The following is a 12,582-nucleotide window of genomic DNA, read 5'->3' as shown; positions in this document are numbered from 1 at the left end:
ACGAATCGGCCGCCCCCACGGCGGGGTACGCCGGGCCCCGGGCGCAGGCCGCCGCCCTGGCCAGTGCCAGGACAAGGACGGCGACGCCCGCATGGGAGGCGTGCCCCAGCCCGAAGGGCCAGGCCCCGGGCACGGCGGTGGCGCTGCGCGTGGACGCTCATCGGGGATCGCGCGGGGGTGTGGTGAGGGACGCGTCCACAGCTTCTCAAGGCTGCTGCGCCAGCTGCGTGGCCACCACGGTGGTGGCGGCATCCGCCGCCGCCTGCGGTGGGCGGCCGCGCAATTCCATGCGCACGCGCAGCGGCGACTGGCGGCGCGCCTCGACCGGCGGCTTCAGGCCCCGGTACAGCCGCATCACGGTGCGCACGTACTCCTGCGTTTCCTTGTAGTTCGGGATGCGGTTGCCGGCCTTCATGACGGCGCCCTCGCCGGCGTTGTAGGAAGCCAGCGCCAGGTCCAGCTGGCCCGGGAACAAATCGAGCAGGAAGCGCAGGTAGCGCGTGCCGATGCCGATGTTGGTCTTGGGATCGGCGAGCTTGGCCTCGATCGGCGTCTTGGCGTCGCCGGTCAGGCCGTAGCGCTCGGCCGTGGCCGGCATGATCTGCATCAGGCCGACCGCGCCCTTGGGCGAGACGGCCGTGCGGTCGAAGCCGGACTCGGCCACGATCAGCGCCTGCAGCAGCTCGACCTCGATGCCGTGCTTGCGCGCGGCCTCGCGCAGGTGCGGCTTGACCAGCTTGTAGGTCGGCGAGACGTCGAAGAAGTTCTGCAGCTTCGGCGGCAGCGCCGGGCGCTCCTCGGCCGGCGGGTTGAAGGCACCGGCGCCGCTGCGCGTGTCGAAGCTCTCGTCGCCCTTGTAGAACAGCGTGTAGCGCTCGTCCACCTGCCGCTCGGCGAAATGCGCGACGCCGCGCGCGTCGATGTAGCCCCAGACGTCGGCCCGCGACGCGGCCGGCCACAGCGATGCCGCCAGCGCCAGCACGGCCAGCCATGCCTTCGTGTTCCGTCCTGCCTGCTTCATCAGATGTCCACCTCGACCGCGTCGCCGTGCAATTCCATGAGCTCGCGGCGCGACGCGGCTTCGCCCTTGCCCATGAGTTTGGTGATCAGCCGCTCGGTGCCGGTGAAATCCACCGTGCCCAGCTGCACCGGCAGCAGGCGGCGCGTGTCGGGATTCAGCGTGGTGTCCCACAGCTGCTCGGCGCTCATCTCGCCCAGGCCCTTGAAGCGGCTGATGGTCCAGCTGCCTTCGCGCACGCCTTCCTTGCGCAGTTTATCGAGGATGGCGGCCAGTTCTCCCTCGTCGAGCGCGTAGGCCTTGGAAGCCGGCTTTTTTCCACGTGCCGGCGCGTCCACGCGGAACAGCGGCGGGCGCGCGACGTAGACGTGGCCGGCCTCGATCAGCCTGGGGAAATGGCGGAAGAACAGCGTCAGCAGCAGCACCTGGATGTGCGAACCGTCCACGTCGGCGTCGGCCAGGATGCAGATCTTGCCGTAGCGCAGGCCCGACAGGTCGGGGCTGTCGCCCGGGCCGTGCGGGTCGACGCCGATGGCGACCGAGATGTCGTGGATCTCGGTGTTGGCGAACAGCCGGTCGCGCTCGACCTCCCAGGTGTTCAGCACCTTGCCGCGCAGCGGCAGCACGGCCTGGCATTCCTTGTCGCGGCCCATCTTGGCGCTGCCGCCGGCGGAATCGCCCTCGACCAGGAACACCTCGTTGTGCGTGATGTCGCGGCTTTCGCAGTCGGTCAGCTTGCCGGGCAGCACGGCCACGCCCGAGCCCTTGCGCTTCTCGACCTTCTGGCCGGCGCGCTGGCGCGCCTGCGCGGAGCGGATGGCCAGCTCGGCCAGCTTGCGGCCGTAGTCCACGTGCTGGTTCAGCCACAGCTCCAGCGCCGGGCGCACGAAGCTCGCCACCAGGCGCACGGCATCGCGCGAATTCAGCCGCTCCTTGATCTGGCCCTGGAACTGCGGATCGAGCACCTTGGCCGACAGCACGTAGCTGGCGCGTGCGAACACGTCCTCTGGCAGCAGCTTGACGCCCTTGGGCAGCAGCGCATGCAGTTCGATGAAGCTCTTGACGGCCGTGAACAGGCCCTCGCGCAGGCCGGCCTCGTGCGTGCCGCCGGCGCTGGTGGGGATCAGGTTCACGTAGCTCTCGCGCACCACGCTGCCTTCCTCGGTGAAGGCGACCGACCACTGCGCGCCCTCGCCTTCGGCGAAGGTCTCGTTGCTGTCGGCGTAGCCCTCGCCCTCGAACAGCGGGATCACCGGGTCGGCGGCGAGCGTCTGCGCCAGGTAGTCCGTGAGGCCGCCCTTGTACTGCCAGGTCTGCGTCTCGCGCGCCTTCTCCACGGCCAGCGACACCGTGACGCCCGGCATCAGCACCGCCTTGCTGCGCAGCAGGTGGGCCAGCTCGTGCATCGGCAGGGCGTCGCTGTCGAAGTACCGGGCGTCGGGCCACACGCGCACCGTGGTGCCGCTGCGGCGGTCGCCCTCGCCGCCCTTGCGCACCACCAGCGGCTCGGCCACGTCGCCGTGCGCGAACACCAGGTGCGCCACCTGGCCGTCGCGGTAGCTGGTGACTTCCAGCCGCCTGGCCAGCGCGTTGGTCACGGAGACGCCGACGCCGTGCAGCCCGCCGGAGAAGCTGTAGGCGCCGCCCTGGCCCTTGTCGAACTTGCCGCCGGCGTGCAGCCGCGTGTACACCAGTTCGATGACCGGCGCCTTTTCCTCGGGGTGCAGGCCGTGCGGGATGCCGCGGCCATCGTCCTCGACGGCGATCGAGCCGTCGGCATGCAGCGTCACGCGGATCCTCTTGCCATGGCCGGCGAGCGCTTCGTCGGCCGCGTTGTCGATGACTTCCTGGACGATGTGCAGCGGGTTGTCGGTGCGCGTGTACATGCCGGGCCGCTGCTTGACCGGCTCCAGGCCTTTCAGGACACGGATGGAGGCTTCGCCGTACTGCGGCGCTGCCTTCGCGGAGGATTGGGTTGCCATGGCGCGCGATTGTAGAGGGCTGGTTTTAAAGACAGGTCCGCCCCGCCGCCAGCGCGGTCGGCCCGAAGTCACTACAGTTCGCGGCCATGACGACAACGACGAAGACACTGCCGCTGGCCCGCATCCTGCTCTGCGGCGGCCTCGTGGTCACGCTGTCGATGGGCGTGCGCCACGGCTTCGGCCTGTGGCTGCAGCCGATCACGCAGGACCAGGGCTGGACGCGCGAGAGCTTCGCGCTGGCCATCGCGATCCAGAACATCGCCTGGGGCCTGGCCGGCATCTTCGCCGGCATGGCGGCTGACCGCTTCGGCGCGTTCCGCGTGCTGCTGGTCTGCACGCTGCTGTACGCGCTGGGGCTGTTCGGCATGGCGCATGCGGCCACGCCGCTGCTGTTCGCGCTGTCGGCCGGCGTGATGATCGGCATGGCCCAGGCCGGCACCACCTACGCGGTGATCTTCGGCGTGATCGGCCGCAACGTGCCGGCCGAGAAGCGCTCCTGGGCCATGGGCATCGCCGCCGCGGCGGGCTCGTTCGGCCAGTTCCTGATGGTGCCGGTGGAAGGCTGGCTGATCCAGCGCTTCGGCTGGCAGCAGGCGCTGGTGGTGCTGGGCGCCGCGGTGCTGGTCATCGTGCCGCTGGCCTTCCTGCTGCGCGAGCCGGGCTTTTCCGGCAGCGCGCCGGTCCGGCGCGAGCAGACCGTCGCCCAGGCGCTGGCCGAGGCCTTCCGCTACCGCAGCTTCCAGCTGCTGATGGCCGGCTACTTCGTCTGCGGCTTCCAGGTGGTGTTCATCGGCGTGCACCTGCCCAGCTACCTGAAGGACCACGGCCTGGCGCCCCAGGTGGCCAGCACCGCGCTGGCCCTGGTCGGCCTGTTCAACGTGTTCGGCACCTACGCCGCCGGCAGCCTGGGCCAGCGCATGCCCAAGAAGAGCATCCTGTCCTTCATCTATTTCGCGCGCGCCGTGGTGATCGCGCTGTTCCTGCTGGCGCCGCTGACGCCGTGGAGCGTCTACGCCTTCGCCGCCGCCATGGGGCTGCTGTGGCTGTCCACCGTGCCGCCGACCACGGCCGCCGTGGCTTCGATCTTCGGCGTGGCGCACCTGTCGATGCTGGGCGGCTTCGTGTTCTTCTCGCACCAGATCGGCTCGTTCCTGGGCGTCTGGCTGGGCGGCTACCTGTACGACCGCACCGGCAGCTACGACGTGGTCTGGATGATCACGATCGCGCTCGGGGTGTTCGCCGGCCTGGTGAACCTGCCCGTCAAGGAAGCCGCGATCCCGCGCGGCCCGGCGCTGAAGGCCACATGAGCAGGACGGCGCGCCTCCTCGCCTGGGCCGCCGCGCTGGCGGCGCTGGCCGGCGTGTTCGCGCTGTACCTGCGGCCCGACTTCATGGTCGACCTCGCGAACCAGCTGTGGGCCTGCTTTTGAGCGGCGTCCGCCCGCCCGCGTCGCTGCCGGCGCCGTCGGCCTGGGTGCAGCGCTGGGCGAACCTGATCCCGCCCGGTGGCCGGGTGCTGGACCTGGCCTGCGGCACGGGCCGGCATGCCTACTGGCTGCATGGCCTCGGCTTGCACGTCACTGCAGTGGACCGCTCGCCCGAGGCCCTGGCCAGCCTGGCGCCGCTGGCCGCGGCCGGCGCCGAGGTGCTGCAGGCCGAGCTCGAGGACGGCCCCTGGCCGCTGGCCGGCCGGTGCTTCGACGCGGTAGTCGTCACCAACTACCTGTGGCGGCCGCGCCTGCCCGACGCGGTGGCCGCGGTGGCGCCCGGCGGGGCGCTGCTGTACGAGACCTTCGCCCAGGGCAACGAGACGGTCGGCCGGCCGTCGCGGCCGGAATTCCTGCTGCGCCCGGGCGAGCTGCTGCAGGCCGCGGCGGGCCTGCGCGTGGTGGCCTACGAGGACGGCTTCCTGGAGGCGCCCGAGCGCTTCGTCCAGCGCCTCGCGGCCGTGCGCGCAACACCCTCGGAACGCCCGCCGCGGCACCGGCTCTGAACACCTTCGCCGCCAGGCCCGCTGGGTAGAATGCGCGTTTTTCGGTTCCGGACATACGGCATGACCACCATTACCGGCAGCATCGTGGCCCTCGTGACGCCGATGCACGAGGACGGCAGCGTCGACTACCCGACGCTGCGCAAGCTGATCGACTGGCACGTCGCCGAAGGCACGGACTGCATCGGCGTGGTCGGCACCACCGGCGAATCGCCCACCGTCAGCGTCGAGGAGCATTGCGAGATCATCCGCGTCTCGGTCGAGCAGGCGGCGGGCCGCGTGCCCATCATGGCCGGCTGCGGCGCCAACTCCACGGCCGAGGCCATCGAGCTGACGCGCTTCGCCAAGAAGGTCGGCGCCGACTGCCAGCTGCAGGTCGTGCCCTACTACAACAAGCCCACGCAGGAAGGCCAGTACCGGCACTTCAAGGCCATCGCCGAGGCCGTCGGCGACCTGCCGATGGTGCTGTACAACGTGCCGGGCCGCACGGTGGCCGATCTGCAGCACGACACCGTGCTGCGCCTGGCCCAGGTGCCCGGCATCGTCGGCATCAAGGAAGCCACCGGCAACATCGAGCGCGCGCAGTGGCTGATCCGCGACCTGCCCCCCGGCTTCGCGGTCTATTCCGGCGACGACCCGACGGCCGTGGCGCTGATGCTGTGCGGCGGCCAGGGCAACGTCAGCGTGACGGCCAACATCGCGCCGCGGCTGATGCACCAGCTGTGCGTGGCCGCGATCGCCGGCGACGCGCGCGGCGCCATGGAGATCCAGCGCCGGCTGCTGCCGGTGCACAAGCAGCTGTTCATCGAAGCCAACCCGATCCCGCTGAAGTGGGCCATGGCCCGCATGGGCCTGTGCGGCGGCACCATGCGCCTGCCGATGACGCCCCTGGGCTCCCACAACGAAGGCGCGGTCGAAGCCGCGCTGCGCGCCAGCGGCCTGCTCTGAGCCGCGGCCGGTCTTTCATCAGGAATCCCTGCACGTGAATCCTCCCGTTCGTCTGGCGCTGCTCGCGCTGTCCCTGTCGCTGGGCGCCTGCTCGGTGCTCGAAAACACCAAGATCGACTACAAGAGCGCCGGCAAGGCCCCGACGCTGGAAGTCCCGCCCGACCTGACGCAGCTCAGCCGCGACAGCCGCTACGTGGTGCCCGGCAGCACCGTCTCGGCCAACGCGATGGCCGCGGCCCAGCCCCAGCGCGCCGGCATGCCGGTGGCCGCCAGCCAGCTCGGCGCGGTGCGCATCGAGCGCGACGGCAACCAGCGCTGGCTGGTCGTCGACCGCGCGCCCGACGAGAAGATGTGGGAGACGGTGCGCGACTTCTGGCAGGAGAACGGTTTCCTGCTGACGACGGACCAGCCCAACCTGGGCATCATGGAGACCGACTGGGCCGAGAACCGCGCCAAGCTGCCGCAGGACTTCATCCGCAACACGCTGGGCAAGGTGCTGGACTCGTTCTACTCCACCGGCGAGCGCGACCGCTTCCGCACCCGCATCGAGCGCACCGCCACCGGCAGCGAGATCTTCATCAGCCACCGCGGCATGGTCGAGGTCTACCCCGACAGCCAGGAGCGCGACCGCACGGTCTGGCAGCCGCGCGCCGTCGATCCCGAACTGGAGGCCGAATTCCTGCGACGGCTGATGGTCAAGCTCGGCGCCACCGACGAGCAGGTCAAGGCCGCCGCGGCGTCGGAGTCCGCGGTGCGCTCGACCACGCGCATCGCCACGGTCGACGGCCAGCCCGTGGTGCAGATGGACGACGGCTTCGACCGCGCCTGGCGCCGCGTCGGCCTGGCGCTGGACCGCACCGGCTTCACGGTCGAGGACCGCGACCGCAGCCAGGGCGTGTACTTCGTGCGCTACGTCGCCCCGAATCCGGACAAGGCCGAGCCGGGCTTCTTCGGCAAGCTGTTCGGGCGCAACGCGCAGGCCGAGCCGCCGATCAAGTACCGCATCGCGGTGCGCAGCCAGGGCAACGCCAGCACGGTGTCGGTGCTGAACACCAACGGCGCGCCCGAGGCATCGGCGAACGCCCAGCGCATCGTCAAGGTCCTCGCCGACGACCTGCGCTGAAAGGCGCCGCGCCCTTGCTGCGCTTTCGCAACCTGGGCAGCGGCAGCACGGGCAATGCCACCGTGGTCGAGGCCGGCGACGGCGGCCGCAAGCCCAGCCGCCTGCTGATCGACTGCGGCCTGGGGCCGCGCGAGCTGGCGCGGCGCCTGGGCGAAGCCGGCCTGGACATCGGCGACCTGGACGGCATCTTCGTCACGCACGAACACAGCGACCACATCGGCAGCGCCTGCAAGATCGCGCTGCGCCACCGCATCCCGACGTGGATGAGCCACGGCACCTGGCTGGCCATCGGCGCGCCGGACCTGGACGGCCTGCTGCGCCTGGCGCGCGACGGCGAAGCCATCGCGCTCGGCGCGCTGCAGCTGCGCCCGTTCACCGTGCCGCACGACGCGCGCGAGCCGCTGCAGCTGCGGCTGTCCGACGGCGCCCGCTGCCTGGGCGTGCTGACCGACCTGGGCCACGCGACGCCGCACGTGCTGGAACAGCTGGCCGGCTGCCGGACCATGCTGCTGGAGTGCAACCACGACCCGGACCTGCTGGCCGCCTCGTCCTACCCCTGGTTCCTCAAGCGTCGCGTCGGCGGCGCACTCGGCCACCTGGCCAATCCGCTGGCAGCCGGCATCGCCGCGGCCCTGGCTGGCCAGGGCCTGCAGCACGTCGTGGCCGCCCACCTGAGCCAGCAGAACAACCGGCCCGAATTGGCCCTGGCCGCACTCGCGGCCGGCAGCGGCTGCGCCGGGCTGGAGCTGGGCGTGGCGGACCCGCTGACCGGCACGCCCTGGATCGGCGTCGTCTAGCCAATAAAAAAGCCACCTCGCGGTGGCTTCTTCGCGGGCCTGCCGGGCAGGCTTACTTCTTGGCAGCGTCCTTGGCGGCATCGGCCGCGGCCTTGGCGGCGTCGACGGCGGCGTTGGCGGCATCCTTGGCGGCTTCGGTCGCATTGCTCACGGCTGCGGCAGCGGCGTCCTTGGCGGCCTCGGTGGCATTGCCGACGGCGGCTGCGGCGGAGTTGGCAGCGGAAGCTGCGTCGGCAGCGGCGGAAGCAGCCGCTTCGGCCGCCGGAGCGGCAACTTCGGGCGCCGGTGCGGGAGCGGGCGCAGGTGCCTCGACGGCCGGAGCGGGCGCGGGCGCCGGCTCTTCCTTCTTGCCGCAGGCAGACAGCGCCACGGCAGACACCAACGCGACCAATACGAGCGATTTGTTCATGACCAAGATCCTTTGCTTTGTTCTGTTCAGAGTAGAACGAGTCCTGAAGACGGGCCCGCACTCGGGCGCGGCCGATGAGTGGAACGCACGAGGGCGCTTCCAGCCCAACGCGCGATTATAGGATGCCGCGGCCTGTAACCTAGTGTTAACCCGTAGCCTGTCAGTTCTCGCAGGCTCTGGGCCGCGTCATGGCTGCGCCTGCAGCCAACCGTCCTCGCACCACTGCGCCAGCAGCGCGCGTGCGGCCGCGCTGGCCGCCGCGACCTCGCGCGCGCTCAGGCGGCGCGCGTCGGCCAGCCGCTGCATCAGCCGCGCGTCGCGGCCGGCGGCGCACCAGCTCTCGCCGTTCAGGTAGATGCGGCCGGCGTCGTACAGCATGCGGCTGCGCCGGTCCAGCGCGACGCCGGCACCGTCCGGCAGGTCCCCGCCTTCGCCGAACCAGACCTGTGGCTTGGGCTCGCTGAGGATCTCGCCGAGCGCGCAGTCCAGCGCCGCCGGATCGTCCAGCAGCCGGCGCAGCGCCCGGCCGGCGAAAGCCGCCATCGCGCCGGGCACACGGGCCGGCTCGGCCGTCGCCAGCTGGCCCGGATCGCGGTACAGCGCGGCGCCGAGGCCGTCTTCCGCGGTGTCGGCCAGGCGCTGCAGCAGTTCGCGCGCGATGCCGCCGTCGGCCGGCGCCCGAAAGCCGATGGAATAGGTCATGCACTCGCCCAGCGCCACGCCGTCGTGCGCATACCGCGGCGGCAGGTACAGCATGTCGCCGGGCTCCAGCACGTATTCCTGCTCGGGCGCGAAGTCCGCCAGGATCCGCAGCGGCACGTCTTCCTGCAACCGCAGGTCGCGCTGGCGGCCGATGCGCCAGCGGCGCCGGCCGTGGGCCTGCAGCAGGAACACGTCGTAGCTGTCGAAATGCGGCCCGACGCCGCCGCCGTCGCTGGCGTAGCTGATCATCACGTCGTCCAGCCGCGCGTCGGGCACGAAGCGGAACGACTGCAGCAGCGCGTGCACGGCGTCGTGGTGCAGGTCCACGCCCTGCACCAGCAGCGACCATGCGCGGCGCGACAGCGGCGGCAGCGCACGGCGCGCGAACGGGCCGTGGCGCAGCGTCCAGCCCTTGGCGCCGTGCTGCACCAGCCGCGACTCCACCTCCTCGCGCCCGGCCAGCGCGAACAATCCGGCGCGGTCCAGCAGCGGCGCGAAGCCCGGGATCGCGCCGCGCACCAGCAGCGGCTTCTTCTGCCAGTGGCGCCGCATGAAGCGCTCGGGCGTCAGGCCGCCCAGCAGCGGCAAGGGTTCGTGGATGTCCATCGGGCTCTCTCAAACGGCTTCGCCCCGCGCGGGGGCGGCGGGGCGAAGCTGCGACAATTCTTCCATGGAAATCACCCCCCACTGCGTCGTGGCGCTGACCTGGACCTTGAAGGACACGCTCGGCGAGGACCTCGACGTGCTCAGCGACCCCGTGGAATTCCTGGTCGGCGGCAACGACCTGCTGGCCAGGATCGAGGAGGCGCTGCAGGGCCATGTCGCCGGCGACACGCTGCACCTGCACCTGGAACCCGAGGACGCGTTCGGCGATTTCGACGAGGAGTTGATCTTCCTGGAGCCGCGCGCCAGGTTCCCGGACGCGCTGGAGGAAGGCATGAGCTTCGAGGGCACGGCCCTGCCCGAAGGCCTGTCGGCCGGCATGCCGCGCGACCGCCTGTACACCGTGACCGAGATCTATCCCGAACACGTGGTGCTGGACGGCAACCATCCGCTGGCCGGCATCGCGCTGCGGCTGGCGCTGACCGTCAACGCCGTGCGCGAGGCCACCGAGGAAGAGGTCGGCCGCGGCACGGCGGGCACCGGCTTCTTCACGGTGCAGCTGCCGGCGCCCGGCAGCGACACGCGGCACTGAGCCCGGCGCTAGAAGGTGTGAATGAATCGATCGCACCCACGACGGGGTGCGGCGGGCCGCAGGCCGCCGCCCTGGCGGGTGCCAGGGCAAGGACTGCAACGCCCGCATGCGGCCTGGCGCATCCCGGCCCACAGGGCGAGACCCTGGGAGCACGCGTGATGCGAGAAGCAGGCGGTCATCGGGCCGCGCGTGGGTGTGAGCGGTTCGTTCACCCCTTCTCAAGCCGTCCCGGTCGAACCGTAGCCGCCGGCGCCGCGGGCCGAGGCCTCGAATTCCTGCACGACGTTGAAGCGTGCCTGCACCACCGGCACCACGACCAGCTGCGCGATGCGCTCCATCGGCTGCACGGTGTAGGCGGTGGCGCTGCGGTTCCAGGCGCTGACCATCAGCTGGCCCTGGTAGTCGCTGTCGATCAGGCCGACCAGGTTGCCGAGCACGATGCCGTGCTTGTGGCCCAGGCCCGAGCGCGGCAGGATCAGCGCCGCGTAGCCGGGGTCGGCCAGGTGGATGGCGATGCCGGTGGGCACCAGCTGCCACGCGCCCGGCGCCAGCGGCAGCGGCGCGTCCAGGCAGGCGCGCAGGTCCAGGCCGGCGCTGCCGGGGGTGGCGTAGGCCGGCAGCTGGCCGGCCATGCGCGGATCGAGGATCTTGACGTCGATGTTCATCGGTTCTCGGACGGGCGGCGCCACGGCAGCCGCAGCCGCCGCCGGTAGGCGAAGACGAGGAAGGCCAGCACCAGCAACCCGCCCCACCAGTGCGCCAGCGGCGGCACCAGCGCCACCAGCACCGCCACCGCCAGGGGCGCCACGCACAGCATCACCGCCCATTGCACGAGTTCGCGCAGCAGGGAGAAGGCCGGCGTGGCCGAAGCAGCAGAGGCAACAGAGGTGGACGGTGCGGCAGCGGTGGCCGGCGCGGCGGAAGTGGATGGCCTGGCCGCCGGGGCGGGGCCGCGCGGCGGCCGGCGCTTGCGCGGCGGTGGGCCGGGCCGGCCTGCCGGCGCCGCCGGCCGGTTCAGCTGCTCGACGTAGCGCGCGAAGTCGCCGTCCGGCGGCGTGTCGTAGGGCGACGGCATCACGGCAACCGGGCGCCGATCTCCGCCACCAGTTGGCGCGCCAGCGCCAGCTTGGACGCACGCGGCAGCTCGCGCACGCCCTGCTCGTCCACCAGCAGCAACACGTTGTGGTCCTGGCCGAAGGTGGCCGGCCCGATGTTGCCGACCAGCAGCGGCACGCCCTTGCGCCGGCGCTTGGCCTGCGCGTGCGCCAGCAGCGATTCGCTCTCGGCCGCGAAACCCACGCAGTACAGCGCGCCGGCGCGCGCGCGCTCGGACTGCGCCACGCGCGCCAGCACGTCGGGGTTCTCGACGAAGTCCAGCGCCGGCACCTGGCCCGAGCCGTCCTTCTTGATCTTCTGCCCGGCCGCCTGGGCCGGCCGCCAGTCGGCCACGGCCGCGGTGGCGATGAACACGGTGGCCGCGTCCACCTGCTGCTCCACGGCCAGCAGCAGCTCGCGGGCCGACCGGATGTCCACGCGCTGCACGCCGCGCGGCGTGGCCAGGCTCACCGGCCCGGCGACCAGCACGACCTCGGCGCCGGCCTCGCGCGCCGCGCGCGCGATCGCGAAGCCCATCTTGCCGCTGGACAGGTTGGTGATGCCGCGCACCGGGTCGATGGCCTCGAAGGTCGGCCCAGCCGTGACCAGCACCCGCTGGCCCGCCAGCGGCTTGGGCGACAGATGGGCGACCAGGTCCTCGACGATCTCGGCCGGCTCCAGCATGCGGCCGTCGCCGGTCTCGCCGCAGGCCTGCGGGCCGCTGCCCACGCCCAGCAGCACGGCGCCGTCGGCCGCCAGCTGGGCCATGTTGCGCTGCGTGGCCGGGTGCAGCCACATCTCGCGGTTCATGGCGGGGGCGATCAGCAAAGGCACGCGCGCGGCCGGCCGCGCCAGGCACAGCAGGCTCAGCAGCTCGTCCGCGCGGCCCTGCGCCAGCCGCGCGATGAAGTCCGCGCTGCACGGCGCGATCAGGACCGCATCGGCCTCGCGCGACAGGTTGATGTGCGGCATGTTGTTCGGCTCGCGCGCATCCCATTGCGAGCCGTACACCGGCCGGTTCGACAGCGCCTGCATCGTCACCGGCGTGATGAAGCGCTCGGCCGCCTCGGTCATGACGACCTGCACGCCGGCGCCCTGCTTGACCAGCAGCCGGCACAGCTCGGCCGACTTGTAGCAGGCGATGCCGCCGGTCAGCCCGAGCACGATGCGGCGGCCGACCAGGTCGCCCGCCGCCGCATCCGCAGCAGCCTGCCCGCAGTTGTCCATGGATGTCCCTCGTGTGCGCAACGGGGGCGCAATGTAGCAGACGGGGCGGCGCCCGGGGCCCTCCTATAATCTCGCTTTACCACCTCCCCGGGAACGC

General features: G+C 71.8%; 14 protein-coding genes. 7 read left to right on the top strand and 7 right to left on the bottom strand.

Annotation, left to right across the window (positions count from 1 at the left end):
• Positions 1 to 205: 205 nt before the first annotated feature.
• Together QM782_RS16175 and QM782_RS16170 are read right to left on the bottom strand one after the other, a co-directional pair.
• Positions 206 to 1,021 (bottom strand): lytic transglycosylase domain-containing protein, encoded by an 816-nt coding sequence (locus QM782_RS16175; RefSeq protein WP_415203925.1) that lies wholly within the window; start codon positions 1,019 to 1,021, stop codon positions 206 to 208.
• Positions 1,021 to 3,000: a DNA topoisomerase IV subunit B gene (locus QM782_RS16170; RefSeq protein WP_415203924.1), complete on the bottom strand. Its 1,980-nt coding sequence runs from the start codon at positions 2,998 to 3,000 to the stop codon at positions 1,021 to 1,023. Before QM782_RS16170 ends, QM782_RS16175 begins: the two co-directional genes overlap by 1 nt.
• Positions 3,001 to 3,086: 86 nt before the next feature.
• Here QM782_RS16170 and QM782_RS16165 point away from each other — a divergent pair, with 86 nt between their 5' ends.
• From QM782_RS16165 to QM782_RS16140, 6 genes are read left to right on the top strand one after another with little or no spacing between them, the layout of a single operon-like run.
• Complete coding sequence (locus tag QM782_RS16165; RefSeq protein ID WP_415203923.1) at positions 3,087 to 4,307, top strand: MFS transporter; 1,221 nt, start codon at positions 3,087 to 3,089, stop codon at positions 4,305 to 4,307.
• Complete coding sequence (locus QM782_RS16160; RefSeq protein WP_415203922.1) at positions 4,304 to 4,429, top strand: hypothetical protein; 126 nt, start codon at positions 4,304 to 4,306, stop codon at positions 4,427 to 4,429. The genes QM782_RS16165 and QM782_RS16160 overlap by 4 nt, the downstream gene beginning before the upstream one ends.
• Positions 4,426 to 4,992, top strand: coding sequence for a class I SAM-dependent methyltransferase (locus QM782_RS16155; protein WP_415203921.1), 567 nt, complete (start codon positions 4,426 to 4,428; stop codon positions 4,990 to 4,992). The genes QM782_RS16160 and QM782_RS16155 overlap by 4 nt, the downstream gene beginning before the upstream one ends.
• Positions 4,993 to 5,052: 60 nt before the next feature.
• A complete protein-coding gene (gene dapA / locus QM782_RS16150; protein ID WP_415203920.1) occupies positions 5,053 to 5,937 on the top strand; it encodes a 4-hydroxy-tetrahydrodipicolinate synthase in 885 nt (294 codons plus the stop codon).
• Between the two features lie 34 nt (positions 5,938 to 5,971).
• A complete protein-coding gene (gene bamC, locus QM782_RS16145) occupies positions 5,972 to 7,060 on the top strand; it encodes an outer membrane protein assembly factor BamC (protein WP_415203919.1) in 1,089 nt (362 codons plus the stop codon).
• 14 nt (positions 7,061 to 7,074) lie between these two features.
• Positions 7,075 to 7,857: an MBL fold metallo-hydrolase gene (locus QM782_RS16140; RefSeq protein ID WP_415203918.1), complete on the top strand. Its 783-nt coding sequence runs from the start codon at positions 7,075 to 7,077 to the stop codon at positions 7,855 to 7,857.
• Between the two features lie 52 nt (positions 7,858 to 7,909).
• On the opposite strand, the gene QM782_RS16135 is transcribed toward QM782_RS16140, so the two are convergent.
• Positions 7,910 to 8,266 (bottom strand): hypothetical protein, encoded by a 357-nt coding sequence (locus tag QM782_RS16135; RefSeq protein WP_415203917.1) that lies wholly within the window; start codon positions 8,264 to 8,266, stop codon positions 7,910 to 7,912.
• Positions 8,267 to 8,452: 186 nt separating this feature from the next.
• Positions 8,453 to 9,574, bottom strand: coding sequence for a JmjC domain-containing protein (locus QM782_RS16130; protein ID WP_415203916.1), 1,122 nt, complete (start codon positions 9,572 to 9,574; stop codon positions 8,453 to 8,455).
• A gap of 64 nt (positions 9,575 to 9,638) precedes the next feature.
• Between QM782_RS16130 and QM782_RS16125 the strand changes: the two genes are divergently transcribed.
• Complete coding sequence (locus QM782_RS16125) at positions 9,639 to 10,163, top strand: FKBP-type peptidyl-prolyl cis-trans isomerase (RefSeq protein ID WP_415203915.1); 525 nt, start codon at positions 9,639 to 9,641, stop codon at positions 10,161 to 10,163.
• 218 nt (positions 10,164 to 10,381) lie between these two features.
• Here the strand turns inward: QM782_RS16125 and dut are convergent, their stop codons facing one another.
• From dut to coaBC, 3 genes are read right to left on the bottom strand one after another with little or no spacing between them, the layout of a single operon-like run.
• Complete coding sequence (gene dut, locus QM782_RS16120; RefSeq protein WP_415203914.1) at positions 10,382 to 10,828, bottom strand: dUTP diphosphatase; 447 nt, start codon at positions 10,826 to 10,828, stop codon at positions 10,382 to 10,384.
• Positions 10,825 to 11,238 (bottom strand): hypothetical protein, encoded by a 414-nt coding sequence (locus QM782_RS16115; RefSeq protein WP_415203913.1) that lies wholly within the window; start codon positions 11,236 to 11,238, stop codon positions 10,825 to 10,827. The genes dut and QM782_RS16115 overlap by 4 nt, the downstream gene beginning before the upstream one ends.
• The gene (coaBC, locus tag QM782_RS16110) at positions 11,238 to 12,485 is read right to left on the bottom strand and encodes a bifunctional phosphopantothenoylcysteine decarboxylase/phosphopantothenate--cysteine ligase CoaBC (protein WP_415203912.1); all 1,248 of its coding nucleotides are present in this window, start codon (positions 12,483 to 12,485) and stop codon (positions 11,238 to 11,240) included. Before coaBC ends, QM782_RS16115 begins: the two co-directional genes overlap by 1 nt.
• Between the last annotated feature and the right edge of the window lie 97 nt (positions 12,486 to 12,582).

The sequence above is a fragment of the Pseudorhodoferax sp. genome (assembly GCF_047601025.1).
Classification (GTDB): Bacteria; Pseudomonadota; Gammaproteobacteria; order Burkholderiales; family Burkholderiaceae_C; genus Pseudorhodoferax.
Note: the sequence above shows the minus strand (reverse complement) of the source record. Positions and strands in the feature narration are given on the sequence as shown.

What these genes read in the sequence shown, in the direction of transcription:
- QM782_RS16175 (WP_415203925.1), bottom strand. Translation starts at nt 1,021, where the DNA reads ATGAAGCAGGCAGGACGGAACACGAAGGCATGGCTGGCCGTGCTGGCG.
- QM782_RS16170 (WP_415203924.1), bottom strand. Translation starts at nt 3,000, where the DNA reads ATGGCAACCCAATCCTCCGCGAAGGCAGCGCCGCAGTACGGCGAAGCC.
- QM782_RS16165 (WP_415203923.1), top strand. Translation starts at nt 3,087, where the DNA reads ATGACGACAACGACGAAGACACTGCCGCTGGCCCGCATCCTGCTCTGC.
- QM782_RS16160 (WP_415203922.1), top strand. Translation starts at nt 4,304, where the DNA reads ATGAGCAGGACGGCGCGCCTCCTCGCCTGGGCCGCCGCGCTGGCGGCG.
- dapA (WP_415203920.1), top strand. Translation starts at nt 5,053, where the DNA reads ATGACCACCATTACCGGCAGCATCGTGGCCCTCGTGACGCCGATGCAC.
- QM782_RS16135 (WP_415203917.1), bottom strand. Translation starts at nt 8,266, where the DNA reads ATGAACAAATCGCTCGTATTGGTCGCGTTGGTGTCTGCCGTGGCGCTG.
- QM782_RS16130 (WP_415203916.1), bottom strand. Translation starts at nt 9,574, where the DNA reads ATGGACATCCACGAACCCTTGCCGCTGCTGGGCGGCCTGACGCCCGAG.
- QM782_RS16125 (WP_415203915.1), top strand. Translation starts at nt 9,639, where the DNA reads ATGGAAATCACCCCCCACTGCGTCGTGGCGCTGACCTGGACCTTGAAG.
- dut (WP_415203914.1), bottom strand. Translation starts at nt 10,828, where the DNA reads ATGAACATCGACGTCAAGATCCTCGATCCGCGCATGGCCGGCCAGCTG.
- QM782_RS16115 (WP_415203913.1), bottom strand. Translation starts at nt 11,238, where the DNA reads ATGCCGTCGCCCTACGACACGCCGCCGGACGGCGACTTCGCGCGCTAC.
- coaBC (WP_415203912.1), bottom strand. Translation starts at nt 12,485, where the DNA reads ATGGACAACTGCGGGCAGGCTGCTGCGGATGCGGCGGCGGGCGACCTG.